This window comes from Rhizomicrobium sp. (assembly GCA_037200045.1).
In the GTDB taxonomy this organism is placed as follows: domain Bacteria; phylum Pseudomonadota; class Alphaproteobacteria; order Micropepsales; family Micropepsaceae; genus Rhizomicrobium.
Genome location: JBBCHM010000001.1, coordinates 1,460,362 through 1,478,561, shown reverse-complemented (window position 1 = coordinate 1,478,561; position 18,200 = coordinate 1,460,362). Strand labels below are relative to the sequence as shown.

At 67.1% G+C, this 18,200-nt stretch carries 18 protein-coding genes; 11 read left to right on the top strand and 7 right to left on the bottom strand.

The annotated features are described in order from the left end of the window. The first annotated feature begins 86 nt into the window (after positions 1-86). From WDM86_06895 to WDM86_06880, 4 genes are all read left to right on the top strand, one after another. On the top strand, positions 87-2,663 hold the full coding sequence (locus tag WDM86_06895) for a helicase-related protein (protein MEI9989750.1): 2,577 nt from the start codon (positions 87-89) through the stop codon (positions 2,661-2,663). Then, on the top strand, positions 2,660-2,959 hold the full coding sequence (locus tag WDM86_06890) for an RNA-binding S4 domain-containing protein (protein MEI9989749.1): 300 nt from the start codon (positions 2,660-2,662) through the stop codon (positions 2,957-2,959). Before WDM86_06895 ends, WDM86_06890 begins: the two co-directional genes overlap by 4 nt. A gap of 46 nt (positions 2,960-3,005) precedes the next feature. After that, positions 3,006-3,344 (top strand): ferredoxin FdxA, encoded by a 339-nt coding sequence (gene fdxA, locus WDM86_06885; protein ID MEI9989748.1) that lies wholly within the window; start codon positions 3,006-3,008, stop codon positions 3,342-3,344. A gap of 306 nt (positions 3,345-3,650) precedes the next feature. Continuing rightward, positions 3,651-4,220, top strand: a complete 570-nt coding sequence (locus WDM86_06880; GenBank protein MEI9989747.1) for a CarD family transcriptional regulator — start codon at positions 3,651-3,653, stop codon at positions 4,218-4,220. Between the two features lie 220 nt (positions 4,221-4,440). Here WDM86_06880 and WDM86_06875 read toward each other — a convergent pair whose 3' ends face one another. Together WDM86_06875 and WDM86_06870 are read right to left on the bottom strand one after the other, a co-directional pair. Further along, positions 4,441-5,217, bottom strand: coding sequence for a thermonuclease family protein (locus WDM86_06875; protein ID MEI9989746.1), 777 nt, complete (start codon positions 5,215-5,217; stop codon positions 4,441-4,443). Positions 5,218-5,280: 63 nt separating this feature from the next. Further along, positions 5,281-6,336 carry an MBL fold metallo-hydrolase gene (locus WDM86_06870; protein ID MEI9989745.1) on the bottom strand — a complete coding sequence of 352 codons (1,056 nt, stop codon included), beginning with the start codon at positions 6,334-6,336 and terminating at the stop codon, positions 5,281-5,283. A gap of 149 nt (positions 6,337-6,485) precedes the next feature. Between WDM86_06870 and WDM86_06865 the strand changes: the two genes are divergently transcribed. The 5 genes from WDM86_06865 to WDM86_06845 are packed head-to-tail and all read left to right on the top strand — an operon-like array spanning position 6,486 to position 10,589. Continuing rightward, positions 6,486-7,100: a YceI family protein gene (locus WDM86_06865; protein ID MEI9989744.1), complete on the top strand. Its 615-nt coding sequence runs from the start codon at positions 6,486-6,488 to the stop codon at positions 7,098-7,100. Between the two features lie 3 nt (positions 7,101-7,103). After that, positions 7,104-7,688, top strand: a complete 585-nt coding sequence (locus tag WDM86_06860) for a cytochrome b (GenBank protein ID MEI9989743.1) — start codon at positions 7,104-7,106, stop codon at positions 7,686-7,688. Beyond that, a complete protein-coding gene (locus tag WDM86_06855; protein ID MEI9989742.1) occupies positions 7,685-8,245 on the top strand; it encodes a YceI family protein in 561 nt (186 codons plus the stop codon). The genes WDM86_06860 and WDM86_06855 overlap by 4 nt, the downstream gene beginning before the upstream one ends. A gap of 20 nt (positions 8,246-8,265) precedes the next feature. After that, positions 8,266-9,210, top strand: a complete 945-nt coding sequence (locus WDM86_06850) for an L-threonylcarbamoyladenylate synthase (GenBank protein ID MEI9989741.1) — start codon at positions 8,266-8,268, stop codon at positions 9,208-9,210. Next, complete coding sequence (locus tag WDM86_06845; GenBank protein ID MEI9989740.1) at positions 9,207-10,589, top strand: FAD-binding oxidoreductase; 1,383 nt, start codon at positions 9,207-9,209, stop codon at positions 10,587-10,589. The genes WDM86_06850 and WDM86_06845 overlap by 4 nt, the downstream gene beginning before the upstream one ends. Positions 10,590-10,721: 132 nt before the next feature. Here the strand turns inward: WDM86_06845 and WDM86_06840 are convergent, their stop codons facing one another. The 4 genes from WDM86_06840 to WDM86_06825 all read right to left on the bottom strand — a co-directional run bounded on the left by WDM86_06840 (position 10,722) and on the right by WDM86_06825 (position 15,828). Continuing rightward, complete coding sequence (locus tag WDM86_06840; protein ID MEI9989739.1) at positions 10,722-13,382, bottom strand: glycosyltransferase; 2,661 nt, start codon at positions 13,380-13,382, stop codon at positions 10,722-10,724. Positions 13,383-13,448: 66 nt separating this feature from the next. Continuing rightward, positions 13,449-13,967 (bottom strand): FKBP-type peptidyl-prolyl cis-trans isomerase, encoded by a 519-nt coding sequence (locus tag WDM86_06835; protein MEI9989738.1) that lies wholly within the window; start codon positions 13,965-13,967, stop codon positions 13,449-13,451. A gap of 147 nt (positions 13,968-14,114) precedes the next feature. Further along, on the bottom strand, positions 14,115-14,573 hold the full coding sequence (locus WDM86_06830; GenBank protein MEI9989737.1) for a hypothetical protein: 459 nt from the start codon (positions 14,571-14,573) through the stop codon (positions 14,115-14,117). A gap of 1 nt (position 14,574) precedes the next feature. Next, positions 14,575-15,828 (bottom strand): hypothetical protein, encoded by a 1,254-nt coding sequence (locus WDM86_06825; protein MEI9989736.1) that lies wholly within the window; start codon positions 15,826-15,828, stop codon positions 14,575-14,577. 149 nt (positions 15,829-15,977) lie between these two features. Between WDM86_06825 and WDM86_06820 the strand changes: the two genes are divergently transcribed. Beyond that, positions 15,978-16,757: an SDR family oxidoreductase gene (locus WDM86_06820; GenBank protein ID MEI9989735.1), complete on the top strand. Its 780-nt coding sequence runs from the start codon at positions 15,978-15,980 to the stop codon at positions 16,755-16,757. Here WDM86_06820 and WDM86_06815 read toward each other — a convergent pair. After that, the gene (locus tag WDM86_06815; GenBank protein MEI9989734.1) at positions 16,747-17,394 is read right to left on the bottom strand and encodes a TetR/AcrR family transcriptional regulator; all 648 of its coding nucleotides are present in this window, start codon (positions 17,392-17,394) and stop codon (positions 16,747-16,749) included. The genes WDM86_06820 and WDM86_06815 overlap by 11 nt on opposite strands. 69 nt (positions 17,395-17,463) lie before the next feature. On the opposite strand from WDM86_06815, the gene WDM86_06810 reads away from it, so the two are divergent. Next, complete coding sequence (locus WDM86_06810; GenBank protein MEI9989733.1) at positions 17,464-18,096, top strand: DUF2306 domain-containing protein; 633 nt, start codon at positions 17,464-17,466, stop codon at positions 18,094-18,096. The last annotated feature ends 104 nt before the right edge of the window (positions 18,097-18,200 follow it).

The window sequence follows — 18,200 nt, the reverse complement described above, 5'->3', positions numbered from 1 at the left end:
CGATCCACAGCGGCCTCCCCGGGCGGCATTCCGTAGCGCCCTTGCCGCTTGCGACTGTCACCCAACCCACCCATGTTCGGCAGGCGATGAACCAGAGAACGGCGCGACACGGTGCGCCAGCGGCGGCCAGGACCACGGCGGTCCTCGGCCCGACCAACACCGGCAAGACGCATTTTGCCATCGAACGCATGCTGGCGCACCGCTCCGGCATGATCGGCCTGCCGCTGCGCCTCCTGGCGCGCGAGGTCTATGACAAGGTCGTGCGGCTGAAGGGCGCGGGCGTCGCGGCCCTGATCACCGGCGAGGAGAAGATCGTGCCGCCCGACGCGCGGTACTATGTCTGCACCGTCGAGGCGATGCCGCTCGATATTCCGGTCGCCTGCCTGGTGATCGACGAGATTCAGCTCTGCGCCGATTTCGAGCGCGGCCATGTCTTCACCGACCGGCTGCTGCATGCGCGCGGCGAGGAGGAGACCATCCTGCTCGGCGCCGACACCATGCGCGGCGCGATCCAGCGCTTCGTGCCGGGCGCCTATTTCATGACCCGGGCGCGGTTCTCCGACCTCGCCTATACCGGCCACAAGAAGTTGACCCGCCTGCCCCGCCGCGCGGCGGTGGTCGGGTTCTCCACCGACGACGTTTACGGCATCGCCGAGCTGATCCGGCGCCAGCGCGGCGGCGCGGCGGTGGTGCTGGGCGCGCTCAGCCCGCGCACGCGCAACGCGCAGGTCGAGCTCTATCAGAGCGGCGACGTCGATTTCCTGGTGGCGACCGATGCGATCGGCATGGGCCTCAACATGGATGTCGACCACGTCGCCTTCGCGGCGATGGACAAGTTCGACGGCGCCCAGATGCGGCCCTTGCGCCCCGACGAGGTCGGGCAGATCGCGGGCCGCGCCGGGCGGCACATGAACGACGGCACCTTCGGCACGACCGCCGAGGCCGAGCCGCTGGAGGACGAACTCGTCGCGCGGGTGGAGGGCCACCGCTACGATCCGGTGCGCGTGCTGCAATGGCGCAATTCGAATTTGGATTTCGCGTCGCTGGACAGGTTGATCGCAAGCCTCGACGAACCACCGCCGCTGAAGGGCCTGGCCAAGGCGCGGCCGTCGAGCGATTTCATCGCGCTCAGGACGCTCGCGGCGCTCGAAGACGTGCAGGCGCTGGCCAATTCGCGCGGCGGCGTGCACCGGCTATGGGACGCCTGCCAATTGCCTGACTTCCGCAAGCTGTCGGTGGACGAGCATGTGCGGCTGGTGCACGCGATCTTCCTGTTCCTCGCCAGCGACGACGGCGTCCTGCCCGACGACTGGCTGGCGCGGCAGATCGAGCGGCTGAACGTCACCGAAGGCGATGTCGCGACGCTCTCCGGACGGCTGGCGCAGATCCGCACCTGGACCTACGCCTCGCATCGATCGAGCTGGACCAAGGACAGCGTCCATTGGCAGGGCGTGACCCGCGCGGTCGAGGATCGGCTGTCCGATGCGCTGCACGAACAATTGACCCAGCGCTTCATCGACCGGCGTACCTCGGTGCTGATGAAGCGGCTGCGCGAGGACGACATCATCGACCTGACGCTGGACGATTCCGGCGGCGTCGCCATCGGCGGCGAAGTGGTCGGCAAGCTGGAAGGCTTCCGCTTCGAGCCCGATGCGCGGGCGGAAGGCATTCACGGCCGCACCCTGCGCGCGGCGGCGATGCGCGGGCTGGAGGGCGAGTTCTACGCCCGGGCACGGCGGATTTCCGAAGCCGACGACAAGGCGATCTCGCTCAGCGAGCACGGCAAATTGTGGTGGGACGGCGCGGTGGTGGCGCATCTCGCCGCCGGGCCGTCGGCGCTCGAACCGCGCGTCGACATGCTGGCCGACGAGCGGCTGAAGGGCGATCTGCGCGAGGGCGTGCAGGCGCGGCTGGAGACTTTCGTCCGTGCACGGATCGCGGCGCGGCTGCAGCCCCTCTTGGCGCTGCGCGAGGCGGTCGAGGCCAAGGCCGGCACGGCGGACGCCCTGCCCGGCGCGGCGCGCGGCATCGCGCATCAATTGCTGGAGCATTTCGGATCGCTGGAACGCGCCAAGCTGCAACTGCCCGAGCAGCTCGGTCCGCTAATCCGTGCGCTGAAGACGTTCGGCGTGTGGTTCGGGCGGCGCTCGGTCTACCTGCCCAAGATGCTGCGGCCCGAGGCGGCGTCGCTGCTGGCGCTGCTGTGGGGCGTGTGGACCAAGCATGAGCGGATCCCGGCGCCGCCGCAGCCGGGACTTACGTCCTTCGTGAACGACGCGAAGCTGCCGCGCGAATTCCTCGCCGCCGCCGGCTTCCGCGTCATCGGCAGGCGCGCCATCCGGCTCGACATGCTGGAGCGGCTCGACGAGGAACTCGAGAAGGGGGCCGCCGCCGGCATCGACGCGGAGACGCTGCTGCCCAAGCTGGTTTCGCTGATCGGCTCGGGCAATGATGAGTTGAAAGGCGTGCTGGCCGAGATGGGCTGGCAGATCGTCGATGTCGCCGACACCGGCAACGGCGTGACGAAAGTCTGGCGCAAGGCCCTGCCCCGCCCGGAGCGAAAGGCCAAGCATCGCCCCGACCGCCGCGCGCCGAAGGAATTCAAAGTGGAGATCCGCCCGGATTCTCCATTCGCGGGGTTGGCTGCGCTCGTGCGCAAGTGAGCGAAGACCGCGTCCGCATCGACAAATGGCTGTGGCATGCGCGGTTCTACAAGACCCGCGTGCTGGCGCAGGAGGCGGCCGAGAAGGGCCGCATCCGGCTCAACGGCGCGCGGACCGAAAAGGCCGGGCGCGGGATCAAGATCGGCGACCTCCTGACCGTGCCGACCGGCCGCGATGTCCTTGTCGTGCGCGTGGTTGCCTTCGGGGAGCGGCGCGGGCCCGCGCCGGAAGCGCGGCTGCTGTACGAAATCGTCGCGGACGGCGGGCTTGATCCTCAAGGCCCCCCTCCCGTATGACGCTTCGCTGACTTACATTCGCCTACGCCTAAGGGACCGCCCGCACATGACCTATGTCGTCACCGAAGCCTGCATCAAGTGCAAGTTCATGGACTGCGTCGAGGTCTGCCCGGTGGACTGCTTCTACGAGGGCGAGAACATGCTCGTCATCCACCCCGACGAGTGCATCGATTGCGGCGTCTGCGAGCCGGAATGCCCGCCGGAAGCCATCAAGGCCGATACCGAGAGCGGCCTGGAACAATGGCTGTCGCTGAACGCCGAATACGCCAAGAAGTGGCCGAACATCACCCAGCACGGAACCGCGCCGGCCGATGCCAAGGACTGGGAAGGCAAACCGGACAAGTTCGCCAAGTACTTTTCGGATAAACCCGGTTCCGGCTCGTAGAATTAACCATTGGCCGGCGGCCGCCGGTCGTTAACCTTTGCCGGCGGCGAATTTAACCAGTTGAATTTTCGGGTCTTTTGGCCGCGAATCGTAATAAACGCCGAAATTTCAAGGCCTTGTCAGTTTCTCCTTCCGTTTACGGAGGAACTGTGATATATAATTCCACGATCTGAAACGTTCGACGGCACCCCTCACCGGTCTGGCAACATTCCGGCGCCGAAGCACGTTTCGGTTGCAGTTCAGAGTAAGGCCAAAGGCTCCCCGGGCGCTTTCAGGCGCGACGGCGGAGCCGAACGAAAGTGAACCATGACGACCGCAAAGACCGCCCCCGCACCCGTCCCCGCGAAGCCCAAGACGCCCGCGAACACCAACACCAAGACCAAGCATGAATTCAAGACCAACGACCATGTCGTGTACCCGACCCATGGCGTCGGCCGCATCATGAAGATCGAGGAACAGGAAGTCGCCGGCATGAAGCTGGAGCTGTTCGTGATCACCTTCGAGAAGGACAAGATGACGCTCCGCGTGCCGACCATGAAGGCCAAGGCCGTGGGCATGCGCAAGCTCTCCTCGCCGGACATCGTGAACAACGCGCTCAACACGCTGAAGGGCCGCGCCCGCATCAAGCGCACCATGTGGTCGCGCCGCGCCCAGGAATACGAAGCGAAGATCAATTCGGGCGACCTCGTGTCGATCGCCGAAGTGGTCCGCGACCTGCACCGCGCCTCCGGCCAGCCGGAGCAGTCCTATTCCGAGCGTCAGCTCTACGAAGCGGCGCTGGCCCGCATGGCGCGCGAAGTCGCCGCCGTCGAGAAGACCGACGAGCCGTCGGCCGTCAAGCGCGTCGAAGGCATGCTGCTGAAGAAGGCGGCGTAAGCCCCTTCGCTCTATCGACTGCGAAAAGGCCCGGAGGCAACTCCGGGCCTTTTTTGCGGCATGGGCGAAAACACAAAATAAGCTGTCATGGCCCGCGAATGCGGGCCACCCAGGTGACGTTTGCATCTTCTCACAATTTTGAGAGCCCCAACCTTACAAGCAGATTGCCACTTTCAACTGGGTGGCCCGCATTCGCGGGCCATGACAATTTTGGTGGTTGCTAAGGCACCACTTCCACGCTCTGCGGATTGGCCACTTCGATCTCCGGGCCGTTCAGGAATTGCACCAGGCCGCGCACGCGGACGGTCTGGCCGGCATAGGCGCGCGGGTCGACGCCGAGCTTGCGGAAGTTCGGCATGTCCTCCGGATCGACAGTGACCGTGAAATCGGTGCGCCAGTCGGCGCCGAAATTGAGATAGGCGCGGCCATTCTTGAGTTCGGCGTTCTTCACCGTCCCCTCCACGACCTGGAAGGTGCCGGTGTCGCGGCCGACGCTGTCGGGCGTGCGCACCGCATAGGCCGGCACCGACCACAGGCCGATGCGTGCGGCCCGCGCCTTGGCCTCCGCCTCATAGAGTTCGGTGAAGCAGTCGGTGCGATCCGGCGCCAGCGCGACCCGGGCCAGGCCGCGCTGCACCAATGCCAGTTGAACCCAGGCGCCGTCGCCGGCGAAGAGCTGGCCGCGCACGCGGTCGTAGCGGTCTTCCTTGGGCGGCACGGCGGTCAGCGTCAGCGGCGCCTTGCGCGCCAGCGCCAGGATCGCGGAGATCGCCTGGTCGGCGAAGCTCTGCGGCGCGCGATCCGCGGCGCCACCCGGCAGGCGGATGCCCTCCAGATGGATCGCCCGGCCGTCGGTGAGGATCACCGCGCCGTTGCGCTCCACGCGGAGCAATTGCGTGCCGGAGATTTCGACCGGCCCGGCGCAGGACGGCAAGACCGCCGCATGGGCGGGCGCGGCGGCGAGAAGCAAGATGGCTGGCAGGAAGGTGCGAAGCATTCGCCCATTCAGCACGGCTCGCGCCAGCTTGCACGCGGGATATGCGCAAAAGGTAACCGGAATTCAGATCGCCTCGTACCAGTCGATGCCGTCCTTGTCGGTGCTGCGCAGGATGCGGCTGCGGGCGCGCAGGCAGTTCAGGTGCGCCAGGCTCTCGCCCGTCGCCATGCCGAAATTGCCCTGGGTGATGCGGCTGCGAAACAGGGCGGGAAACACGTCCACCGCGCGCCTGGGTTCGGCGCAGAGCGCGTAAAGCTTCTCCAGCCCTTCCTCGTGATGCGCGATCAGTTCGGTGAGGCGCAGCGTGGCCTTGCGGAACGGCTCGTTGTGCGAGGGCAGCACCAGGGCGTCGTCGGGCACGACGCGCTTCAGCCTGGCGCAACTGTCGATCCAGTCCTGCAGCGGATTGGCCTCGGGCTCGGTCGGATGCACCGAGACGTTGGACGAGATCTTCGGCAGGATCTGGTCGCCCGAGATGAACACGTTCAGCTCCGGGCACCACAGGCAAGCATGCTCGGGCGAATGGCCGTTGCCGCCGACGACGCGCCAGGTGTTGGCGCCGATGACGAGCTCTTCGCCTTCGACGATGCGGCGATAGGAACTGGGCAGCTTGTAGACGCCATGGCCGAAACCGCCGAAGCGGGTGCGGTAGTTTTCGAGGATGTCCTCCGGAAAGCCCGCGGCGCGATAGAAGCGCAGCGCCTCCGCCGGCGCCTCCTGCCCGGTGTCGGAGACGAGGTTGCGGCACATCAGATATTCGGTGCGCGTGATCCAGAGCTGCACGCCGAATTTGCGCACCAGCCAGCCGGCGAGCCCGATATGATCGGGATGCATGTGGGTGACGATCACCCGCTTGACCGGGCGGCCCTGCATCGGGCCGGCGAAGAGCTGTTCCCAGGCCTGGGTGGTTTCCTCGTTGCGGATGCCGCTGTCGACCACGGTCCAGCCGTCGCCGTCCTCGAGCAGCCACAAATTTATGTGATTGAGCTGCATCGGCAGGCGCATGCGCACCCAGTGCACGCCGGGCGCCACGACGATGCTGTCGCCGGTCTCGGGCCTGTGTTCGAACGGATAATCGAGATTGCTGCCGGGACGGACCCGGACTTCGGTGGCGCTCACAAGGGAGCCTTTCGGGAAATAGCGGTTCCTTCGACTATGGGTAGGGGGCGGCGGGCCCGTCAAGCGGGCGATATTTACCCCGTCACGGCGCTGCATGCGGGGCGGATACGCGTTATATGTGGAGGGAACCCATCCCTCAGCGAGGAATCATGCGCCGACTTGCCGTTCTGGGAGCCGCCTTCGCGCTCCACGCCGCCGTGGCGCAGGCCGCCGGCGTTTCGACCGATCCCAAGCAGGCGCCGGCCGGCGCCTATCAGATCGAGCCGCGCCACACCGTCGTGCTGTTCGCGATTCCGCATCTGGATCTGACCGACTATTACGGCCGCTTCGAGAAGACCTCGGGCACGCTGAACTTCACGCCGGGCGCGCCGGAGAAAAGTTCGGTGTCGGTCACCATCGAGATGCTCAGCCTCAACGTCCCCAACAGCGAGCTGCTGCAGGAGCTGGCGGCCGCCGACGTGTTCGACACCGCCAAATTCCCGCAAGCGACGTTCACCTCCACGGCGCTGACGCGCACCGGGCCGGCGTCGGGCAAGATGACGGGCGATCTGACCATCCATGGCGTGACCCGGCCGGTCACCTTCGACGTGACGTTCAACGGCGGGGCGCCCTCGCCGATGGGGCCGGCCTTTTATCTCGGCTTCCACGCCACGGCCACGATCAAGCGCAGCGATTTCGGGATGGACAAGATGCGCTGGAACAGCCTGGTCGGCGACGAGGTCAAGCTGACCATCGAAGCCTTGTTCCAGAAGCAGAAAGGCTGAGCCGTGCCGGCACGTCCGCTCCGCTACAACACCGTCGCGATGACCTTCCACTGGATCGTCGCGGCGCTGCTCATCGCCAATATCGCGCTCGGCCTCTATATGGGCGATCTGCCGCGCAGCGATCCCGACAAGTTCATGATCATCCAGACGCATAAGTCGATCGGCCTGACCGTGCTGGTGCTCAGCCTGCTCAGGCTCGGCTGGCGGCTGGTCAACCCCGTGCCGCGCCTGCCGCCCGGCATGCATCCCGTCGTCGCGGGGTTCGCGCGCTTCACGCATGCGTTCTTCTATTTCCTGATCATCGTCATTCCGCTGTCGGGCTGGCTGATGGTGTCGGCTTCGCCCCTGGGCAACGGCACGAATTATTTCGGGCTGTTCGTCTGGCCCAATCTCGGCTTCTACGCCGGGCAGACCCGCGAGCAGCTTCATTCCGTCCATGAGATGTACGAGGCGGTGCACGTCTATCTCGCCTGGACGGCGATCGTGCTCATTCCGATCCATGTGATCGCGGCGCTGTATCACCATGTCCTGCGCGGCGACGACGTGCTGCGCCGGATGGTGCCCGGCACGACGGTGGGCGATCCGTGAAGCGCGCGCTGGCGGTTCTGTGCCTCGTGCTGCTGGCGGCTTCGCCGGCGGCGGCGGCACGGTGGACCGTCGATCCGGCGAAGAGCCGGCTCGGCTTTTCGGTGCAATGGAGTGGCGAGGCGTTCGACGCGCGCTTCAAGTCGTGGAACGCGACGATCGACTTCGATCGCGCGAACCTGGCGGCGGCGCATGCCAAGGTCTCCATCGCGCTCGACAGCGAGGAGTCCGGTTCGGCGGACAACGATGACGGCCTGAAGGGCGCGGAAGGATTCTCCGTCACCCAGTTTCCGACCGCTGTGTTCGAGACGACCGGCTTTAAGGCCACCGGCGGCAACACCTATGTCGCGACCGGCCGGCTGAACCTGCACGGCGTGACCAAGGCGATCACCCTGCCCTTCACCCTGACCATCGCCGGCAATACGGCGCACATGACCGGCAAGGCGGTGGTGAGCCGGCTCGATTTCGGGCTTGGCACTAGCGGCGAATGGGCGGGCGAGACGCCCATCGCCCATGCCGTGACCATCACGGTCGACCTGACCGCGACAAAGGCCTCGTGAATTCCGTATAGAATGGCGGCATGACCACCACGATCCGCCACGCCGACGACGGCGCCATCGCCGATGCCGCGCGCCTGCTGCGCGACGGCGGGCTGGTGGCGTTCCCGACCGAGACGGTCTACGGCCTCGGCGCCGATGCCGCCAACGGCCGCGCCGTGGCGCGCATCTTCGAGGCCAAGGGACGGCCGCGCTTCAATCCCCTGATCGTGCATGTCCGCGATGCCGCCGAGGCGGAGCGGCATGCGATGTTCAACGAGATGGCGCGCAAGCTGGCGGCGGCGTTCTGGCCGGGACCGCTGACGCTGGTCCTGCCGCGCCGCCGCGATTGCCGCCTCTCCGAACTGGTCAGCGCCGGATTGGACACCGTGGCCTTGCGCGTGCCGGCGCATCCCGTGGCGGCGAAGCTGATCGCGCAAAGCGGCCTCGCCATCGCCGCGCCGAGCGCCAACGCCTCGGGCCGCATCACGGCGACGACGGCGGCGCATGTCGCGCAGAGCCTCGGCGACACGGTCGATCTGATCCTCGACGGCGGCGCCGCGCCGCTGGGGCTGGAATCCACCGTGATCGGGTTCGATGCCGGCGAGCCGGTCCTGCTGCGTGCCGGAGCGATTTCGCGCGCGGCCATCGAAGCCGTCGCCGGCGGGCTGGTTGCGCCGCGCGATGCAAAGGTGCAGTCGCCGGGACAGCTTGCCAGCCACTACGCACCGCACGCGGTGTTACGCCTGAACGCGCGCGCGGCAGGCCCCGGCGAGACGCTGCTCGGTTTCGGGCCGGATGCGCCGGCCGAGGCGCGCAATCTCAGCCGGAGCGGCGATCTGCGCGAGGCCGCCGCCCATTTGTTCGCGATGCTGCACGAACTGGACGCGGCGCGGGCCATCGCCGTGATGCCGATCCCGGACGAGGGCCTGGGCGAAGCGATCAACGACCGGCTGCGCCGCGCGGCGGCCCCGCGAGACGCGTCATGAACAGCGAAACGCTTGCACGCTTGAAGGCGGCCGCCGGCGCCAAGGGCTTCTCGGAAGACCCGGCGGAGATCGCGCCGCATCTGGAGGAATGGCGCAGCAAATATCACGGCCATTCGCCGCTCCTGCTCAAGCCGGCGACGACGGCGGAAGTCTCCGCGCTGCTGGCGATCTGCAACGAGACGAACACGGCGGTGGTGCCGCAGGGCGGCAATACCGGACTGGTCGGCGGGCAGATCCCGTTCGACGGCGAAGTGGTGCTGAGCCTCGGCCGCATGAACCGGTTGCGCGCGCTGGATGCCGCCGCGCACACGATCACGGTGGAGGCGGGCATGATCCTCGCCCGGGTGCAGAAGGCGGCGGACGACGCCGGCCTGCTGTTTCCGCTGAGCCTGGCCGCCGAGGGCAGCGCCACGATCGGCGGCAACCTCTCGACCAATGCCGGCGGCGTCGCGGTGCTGCGCTACGGCATGGCGCGCGACCTGGTGCTGGGGCTGGAGGTCGTGCTGGCGGACGGCCGGGTGCTCGACCTTTTGCGCACGCTACGCAAGGACAATACCGGCTACGACCTCAAGCAGCTTTTCATCGGCGCGGAAGGCACGCTCGGCGTGATCACCGCCGCGGCGCTGAAGCTGTTCGCCAGGCCGGCGATGCGCGCCACGGCGTTCGTCGCCCTGCCCTCGCCCGCCGCCGCCGTGGCGCTGCTGGGGCGGATGCAGGAGGCGACGGGCGGGCTCGTCAGCGCCTTCGAGATCCTGCCGCGGATCGGGCTCGAACTCTTGCTGGCGCACATTCCCGGCGCGCGCGATCCCCTGTCCAAACCTTCGCCCTGGTACGTGCTGGTCGAGGCGGGCAGCGGTTCCGATCTGACCGGCGCCTTCGAGGCGGCGCTGGCGGACGTCGACGATGCCGTCATCGCCGCGAGCGATGCGCAGCGCGCCGCGCTGTGGTCCTTGCGCGAGAACATGTCGGAGGCGCAGAAGCGCGAGGGCGCCTCGATCAAGCATGACGTGTCGGTGCCGGTGAGCGCGATCCCGGAATTCCTCGTCACGGCGACGGCGGCGGTGCTGAAGGCGGTTCCCGGCGCGCGGCCGGTATCGTTCGGGCATATCGGCGACGGCAATATCCATTTCAATTTCAGCGCGCCCGTCGGGGGCGATCCGGGGGCGTTCCTGGCGCGCTGGGAAGAGGTGCAGCGGATCGTGCACGACATCGTGCACGCCTTCGGCGGCTCGATCAGCGCCGAGCACGGCATCGGGGTGCAGAAGCGCGACCAGCTCCCGCTCTACAAGAGCGCGGCGGAGCTCGACGTGATGCGGATGCTGAAGCGCACGCTGGATCCGAGGAACATCCTCAATCCGGGGAAGGTGATCGCGCTCTGATTTCATCCCCCGCGTTGGCGGGGAGGTGCCGAGCGCAGCGAGGCGAAGGGGGCCAGCGCGCTGGCCCCCTCCGTCACGGCTTCGCTTCGCGACGCCGTGCCACCTCCCCCGCCAACGCGGGGGAGGAAAATATCACGCCGCTTTCGGCAAAGCGGGATCGGGCGCGGTTGGGGCGGCAGGCACCGCGAGGCGGGCATTGCGCTGCTTGTTCGAGATCGCGCTGATCGCCGCCGTCACCACCGTCGCCAGATAGGGCAGCGACTGTACCGCGACCATCACCATCCAGAGCTGGATCGCCGGATCGTCCAGCGCGGCACCGGTCGCCAGCGACAGAAGCGCCAGCGCGCACAGCACCAGCAGCGTCGTCTCCTGCCACACCTTGCGCAGCGCCTGGCTGAGCAGCGCCTGGTCCTCGCATTTGGGCGTGCGCAGGAAGGGCTGGCCGCGCGTGAACAGGCCGGCGATCACCGCCTTGGCGACGGCGTGGGTGGTCGAGAGGCCCGCGACCGAGGCGACGATGGCGCCCTTCATGCCGGAGCGCACCTTCTGCGGATAGAGCAGCAGCGTCTTCATCGTCTTGGCGACGAACAGCGCCAGCGCGGCGGCCGAGAGCGCGGGCAGCGGCACGTCGAAGGTCTGGGGCGCCGCCCACATCGCCGCGGTCCAGGCCAGCGCCAGGAAGGTCACGATCAGGCCGAAGCCGTCGGAGATCCAGGGCAGCCAGCCGACCAGGAACTGGTAGCGCTGGCCGGCGGTGAGCCTGGTGCGGCCGAGGAAGATCGCGCCGGCATGGCGCTTCATGATCTGCATCGCGCCATAGACCCAGCGATAGCGCTGCGAGATGAACGCATCCAGCGTGTCGGGCATCAGGCCCGAACCCATGCTTTCGGGGATATAGGCCGCGCCATAACCGGCCTCGAACAGCTTGAGGCCGAGCTCGGTGTCCTCGGTGATGCACCAGGTGGCCCAGCCGCCGACCTCCTGCAAGGCGTGGCGGCGCACGATGGTCATCGTGCCGTGCTGGATGATGGCGTTGTATTCGTTGCGCTCCACCATGCCGATCTGGAAGAAGCCGCGATATTCCTGATAGGCCATCGCCTTGAAGGCGTTCTGGTGGGCGTCGCGATAGTCCTGTGGGCCCTGCACCAGCGCGATGTCGGGCGCGGCGAAGAACGGCAGCGCGCGGCGCAGCCAGAACGGCTCGACCTGGTAGTCGCTGTCGATCACCGCGACATAGTCGGTGGAAGGATCGGTGAGCCGCAGCGCCTCGTTCAGCGCGCCGGCCTTGAAGCCCGCCATATTGTCGTAGTGGTAGAAGCGGAAGCGCTCGCCCAGCGTGGCGCAATGCGCCTCGACCGGCTTCCAGGTCGCCGCGTCGGGCGTGTTGTTGTCGAGCAGGATGACTTCGAAATTGTCGTAGTCGAGCCGCGCCAGCGCGTTCAGCGTCTCGATCACCATCGCCGGCGGCTCGTTGAAGCACGGCACATGGATGGAGACGCGTGGGCTCACCTTGGGGATCGCGGTGCGCAGCGCCCGGCGTTCGACGCGCCACAGGCTGGTCGCCAGTTCGATGCCTTCGGTCAGGATCACGGTCGAGGCGAGCAAGACCAGCGGCACCATGGCGATGATCATGGCGAGGTCGGCGGGATCGACATATTCGAGCGAGCTCGCGTCGATCAGCACCAGAAGACCCGTCGTCACCGCGGCGACGAGGCCGCCCATCACGAGATAGCCCTGCTGGCGCATGCGCGGCATCCAGCCCAGGATCATCAGGCCGAGAACCAGCGTGAGCACCGAGGCGAACAGCGCATAGGTGCGCCATTCGGGGAATGTGCGCAGCAATCCGCTGAAGCTGAATTTCGGCGTGCCGAGGGAATCGTAGAGCCCCCAGCTCGCCCCGACCGAACCCTCATTGGCGATCTTCCAGGGCTGGTCGTAGCCTTCCATGAGGTAGTAGTCGTAGCCCTTCTCGCGCGCGAGCTGGACGAAGCCGCGCATGAAATAGGCCTCGTTGGCGACCGACGGCTCGGCGAAGCGCTTGGTGCGCCCTTCCGACGGCCAGCCGGCCTCGCCGATGATCACCGGCTTGTCGGGAAATTCCTCCTGCACGTCGTTGTAGGCGTGCTCGAGCATGCGCAGCGAATCGTGGGCGGAGACGCCTTCCCAATAGGGCAGCAGGTGCACCGAAATGACATCGACATACTGGCCGATCTCCGGCGTCAACAGCCAGGTCGACCACGGCTCGGACGTCGTCACCTTGATGCGGTCGGGCAGCGCCTCGCGCACGCGCTTGATGTAGCCGTTGAGCTGGTCGGGCGTGACGTATCCCATCAGGATCGCCTCGTTGCCGACGAAGACGCGGTCGATGACGCGCCGGTTGGCCAGCGCGGTCTTGATGCACAGGGCCAGCTCGGTCTCGTTCAGCTCCGCGTCGGGCGAGATCCAGCAGCCGAGCGACACCATCAGGCCGTAGCGCCGGGCGATCTCCGGCACCTTGTCCATGCCGCCGCCCACCGTGTAGGTGCGCACCCGCCCGGTGAGCTGGGAGAGCTGCGCCATGTCGCGGTCGATCTGGGCGGGCGTGATGTGGTTGTGCTCGCGCAGCGAGAACACATGGCTCGGCGCATAGGTGACGCCGCGGATCTGGCCTTCCCAGTCGGGCGCCACGATCGTGTAGTCGCGGCTGGCCCAGAACAGCACCGAGGCGCTGACGACCAGGAACAGGGCCGCGGCGATCCGGAACTTGCCGCCCCCGACCCATCTACGCCAGAAGCTGAGGACCTTTTTGACCACGCCTATCGCTGCCTGGGCTCGCCCATTCTCTATATCAAGTTCCGCCGGCGCGCCGCGGTTCCGCGACTATTGACCGCCGCCATTCGGGTCGTCGGGGTCGGGACCCTGCGGCGCCTTGGGATGGGTGATCGACAGGAGTTCCATGTCGAACACCAGCACCTGGTTCGGCGGGATGAGCCCGTCGCCCGCGCCGCGCGCGCCATAGGCGAGATTGGCCGGGATCACGATGTGCCATTTGTCGCCGACCCGCATCAGGCCGAGCGCCTCGGTCCAGCCCGGGATGAGCTTGTTGACGGTGAAATGGGCCGGCGTCATCGGCTCGGTGCCGTCGAACACCCGGCCGTTGATCAGCATGCCGGTGTAGGACACGTCGACCTCGTCGGTCGGCCGCGGCCGCTCGCCGAAGCCGCTCTTGATGATGTTGTATTGCAGGCCGCTGGGGCGGACGGCGACGCCCGCGCGGTGGGCGTTCGCGGCCAGATAGGCGTCGTTGGCGGGACCGCTGAGCGCCGGATCGGCGGCCTCGGCCCCTGCGAACGACAAAAACGCGGTCAGCGCGGCCATGATGGCCCCGAAACACTTCATGCCTCAGCTCCCTGCTTATCCCGGCGCGAATCCGCGACCTTATCGCAAAATCCGCCCTGCCGCTCAATTGAACGGCCGACACAACACAATCCTACAAGCCCCTGCGGGCTCGCGACAAATCCGGATTTCATGGCGAAGACGCGGCGGTCAATTCCCCCGCACCAGGCGGCCGAACCAGGTGCGCTTGCGCGCCGGCCTGGCGATCGCGGCGCCGATCGGGCCGGGCCGGACGGAGCCGGGCGACGCGGCCTCGATCTTCTTCGGCGCGGGCGGGGCAGCGGCGACCTTCTTCGGCGCGGCGGGAGCGGCGACCGCCAGCGCGGGCTCCAGCGTCTTGGGCGCCGGCTTGAGCGCGGCCGACGGCGCGGCGATCGACACCACCGGCATCTGGACCGGCTTGAAATCGTGCGGCCCGATCCCGGCGGTCATGAACTTCTTGGACCACTCTTCCTCCGGGCTGACGGCATAAGCATTCGAGACGCTCTTGGGCTGAGGCGCGTTCAGCGCCTCGGAAAACTGCCGGTCCTTGACGCCGCGGATCAGCCGTTCGAGGCGCTCGGCGCCGTCGGCCAAGGATCCCGTCGCGCTTGCCAGTCTTTCGGCCATGTCAGCCTCCACCCTGCCTGGAATGCCACTGAAAGCCGCCCTCGCGGCTGATGATGGCGACGTCGATGGCGCCGCCGACCGTCTGTTTCTGCGCCATGATACGCTTTTTGAAAACGTTGAGCGAGACCAGTTCGCGGGCCGTCTCGGCCAGCTCGGTCCGCGAGGCGATCTCCAGCACCCGCAGCACCGGGTTGATATAGGCATGCTGCTGGTAGTCGCCGATGATGCCGCGGAACACGTCGAAATATTGCGGGATGTAGTTCGACTGAAACTGGCGGCGGATGTCTTCCTTGACCACCGGATCGGCGTTGGGGAAGGCGCCGACCACCTGGTCGACCAGGGCATGCATCAGCATGTTCAGCGCGCCATAGACCCGCCGCTCCAGGTTGAAGTCGATGCCGCGGATGAAGGCGTTGGTGACTTCGCTGTCGGCGAAGACGCGGATCTTGGAGCGGGTGTCGCCGTCGATCTGGTCGAACGAGGCCTCGGCCCGCTTGACGATGCCGCCGACGATCGCCGAGACGAACCAGGTGGTGACGATGGGATAGCGCTCCTCCGAGCCGAAGCCGGCGAAGACCAGGCCCGTCACGTCCTCCAGGAACAGGTCCTTGATCACCGCGAAGACCGCGATCTCCTTCAGATGGGCGAGGCCCTGTTTGCCGAGGCCGAAGGGCTGGAAGCCATAGGCGATGACCTCGTCCATGTCGGCGGCGTAGGTCTGGCGCACGGTCTCGGCGAAGCCGGCCGGGAAACAGGCGAGGTCGCCGCGCGGGCTGCCGTCCTCGCGGAACTGATAGTCGCGCCACACCCGCTCGATCGCCTCCTCCAGGATCACGGTGTCGGAGACGCTCTGGCGCTCCTCGCCGCCGCTTTCGCGCAGATATTGCGCCAGGTGGAAGATGTAGCGGAACACCGAGGCCAGCAGCCGCTTGTACTCGTCGCGCTGGCGGGTCTTGGGAAAGAACTCCTCCAGATTGTCCAGCATGCCGACGAAGCCGGAAGCGTAGCCGCGGATATGCGGCAGCGCGCCGGGCTTCACCGTCTTCTGGTAGTGCTCGATCAGATGCTCCCAGGGATGGCCCATCATGTCGGCCACGCCGAAGAACATCACGCCGACCGGTTGGCCGCCGACGAGGTTGTAGAGCTTGCGCTGGTCGTTGCGCACCACGACGGTGCCGCCGTCGATCAGCGTGACCGCCGAATCCGCGGCGAGCGCCACCGCGCGCTGGTTCATCACCGCGATCTCGGATGTCATGCCAACGCCCTGCCCCACCTTTTGCCGAGAGTATTCCACAGGCACGTGGCAATTGGGAGGCGGGGGACCATCATGGTTGACGTGGGCACATTGCCCGTCTTTCGGGCAGTGGCTAGGTTCGGCGCCAGTCGAAACCCGGAGGGAAGCTCATGTACAAACCGTTCGATCTCAGCGGCAAGGTCGCGCTCGTCACCGGCGGCAATGGCGGCATCGGGCTCGGCATGGCCGACGCGCTGGCGCAGGCCGGCGCCGATGTCGTGATCTGGGGCACCAACGAAGAGAAGAACGCCGCGGCAGCCGCCAGCCTCAAGGCGCATGGCACGCGCGTCGGCGCGCGCAAGGTGAACGTCGCCAGCGAGGCCGAGGTGATCGACGCGATGGGCGCGGCGGTGAAGGAATTCGGCCGGGTCGACACGGTGATCGCCAATGCCGGCATCGGCTTCGGCGCGAAGTCCTTCAGCGAGACGACCATCGACAGCTGGCGCAAGATCCACGCGGTCAACGAGGAAGGCGCGTTCTTCACCCTGCGCGAGGCATGCAAGCACATGGTGGAGCGATCGGCCAAGGGCGACGCGGGCGGCTCGCTGGTCGGCGTGGCGAGCCTGGCGGGCATCGAAGGCGCGGCGCGCAACGAAGCCTATAGCGCGACCAAGGGCGCGCTGCTGGCGATGATGCGCTCCATCGCGGTGGAGCATGCGCGCTACGGCGTCCGCGCCAATTCCGTCGCGCCGGGCTGGATCGCCACCGACATGACGGCGGGCGCACAGAATTCGTCGGTCTTCACCGAAAAGGTGATCAGCCGCGTGCCGATGCGCCGCTGGGGCACGGCGGAGGATTTCGGCGGCATCGCGGTCTATCTCGCGAGCGACGCTTCGAAGTACCACACCGGGGACACGTTCATCATCGACGGCGGCTACGTCATTTTCTGACCGGCAGCGGCAGGTGCTTGAGCATCAGCGGCAGGAAGCGTTCGAGGATCGCCTTACTCCCGCCGTGTCCGGCTGCCGCGGGATCGAATTCGCCGCCCAGCGCCAGATGCGCGAAGCCGTGGACGATCGACCAGTTCGCCAGGAGGAAGCCGAAGGCGTCGGGCGTCATCGCGTCGCCCTCGTTCAATCCCATCGCCGCGCGCACCGCGTGTTCGAGCACGGCGAAGGCGCGCGATCCGATGTCCTGAAGGCCGGGATAGTCGTTGTCGTAGATCGGATGGCGGAACATCAGCTGGAACCGCGCCGGATGGGCCATGGCGAATTTGACATAGGCTAGCCCCTGCCCGAGCAGCCGCGCCGCCGGATCGCCGCCGCCGCTGGCATCGCCGGCGGCCAGCGCGTCGCCGAAATCCTTGAAGGCACGCAGCGCGACCTCCGCCAGGAGGCCCTTGGCGTCCTTGAAGTGATGCGCCGGCGCGGCCGGCGAGACCCCGGCCCGCCGCGCCGCCTCGCGCAGCGTGAAGCCCTCCACCCCGCGCTCCAGGAGGATCGCCTCCGCCGCCGCCACGAGCTGGTCCTTCAGATCGCCGTGGTGATAGGCCCGTTTCCTGGCCGGCGCTTTCGCCTTCCGCTTCATCTTGACACTGTTCAAATCGCGACCTAAGTTATCTGTACATTGTTAAGATACTGGCGCAGGGAGCGGGCAATGGAAAGAGGGATCGCGCGGCTGGGCCTGGGGGCCATGGCGTTTCTCGCGGTGGGGGTCGCTCTTTATTCGTTCCGCTTCGCCGCCGTGCCGGCGCATGTCTGGCTCGGAATCGACGACGGCATTCGCGGCGTCATCGCGCGCGTGCCGCTTCAGGCCCTGACGCATATGATCGTGGCGCCGGTGGCGCTGCTGGTCGGGCCGTTCCAGTTCTTCACCTCGATCCGCGTCAGGCGCCCCGCTTTGCATCGCACGCTCGGCAAGGTCTATGTCGCCGCCTGCCTGATCGCCGGCGTCGCCGGGCTCGCGACCGCGCCTTACGCGTCGGGCGGGCCGGTCGCCGGCCTGGGCTTCGGCACGCTCGCCTTCCTGTGGATCGTCACCACGGCCGGCGCCTGGCGCGCCGCGGTGATGCGGAAGTTCGAACTGCACAAGCTGCTGATGACCTTCAGCTACGCAATGACCTTCGGCGCGGTGACGCTGCGCCTCCAGATCCCGCTCTTCCTGATGGCAGGATTCCCCAGCTATAGCGCCGCCTCGGTCTGGCTGGCCTACACGTCATGGATGCCGAACGTGATCGTGGTGGCGCTCTATTCGATGGCGCAAGCGCTGCGCCGGCCGGCGGCGCGATGATCCGTACACAAACAAAAAGGGACGCCCGTTTTCCGGACATCCCAACATAAGAGATAGTTTAGGCGCGAAGAAACAGACTGGCAAGGGCCCTGTCAGTGTAATAG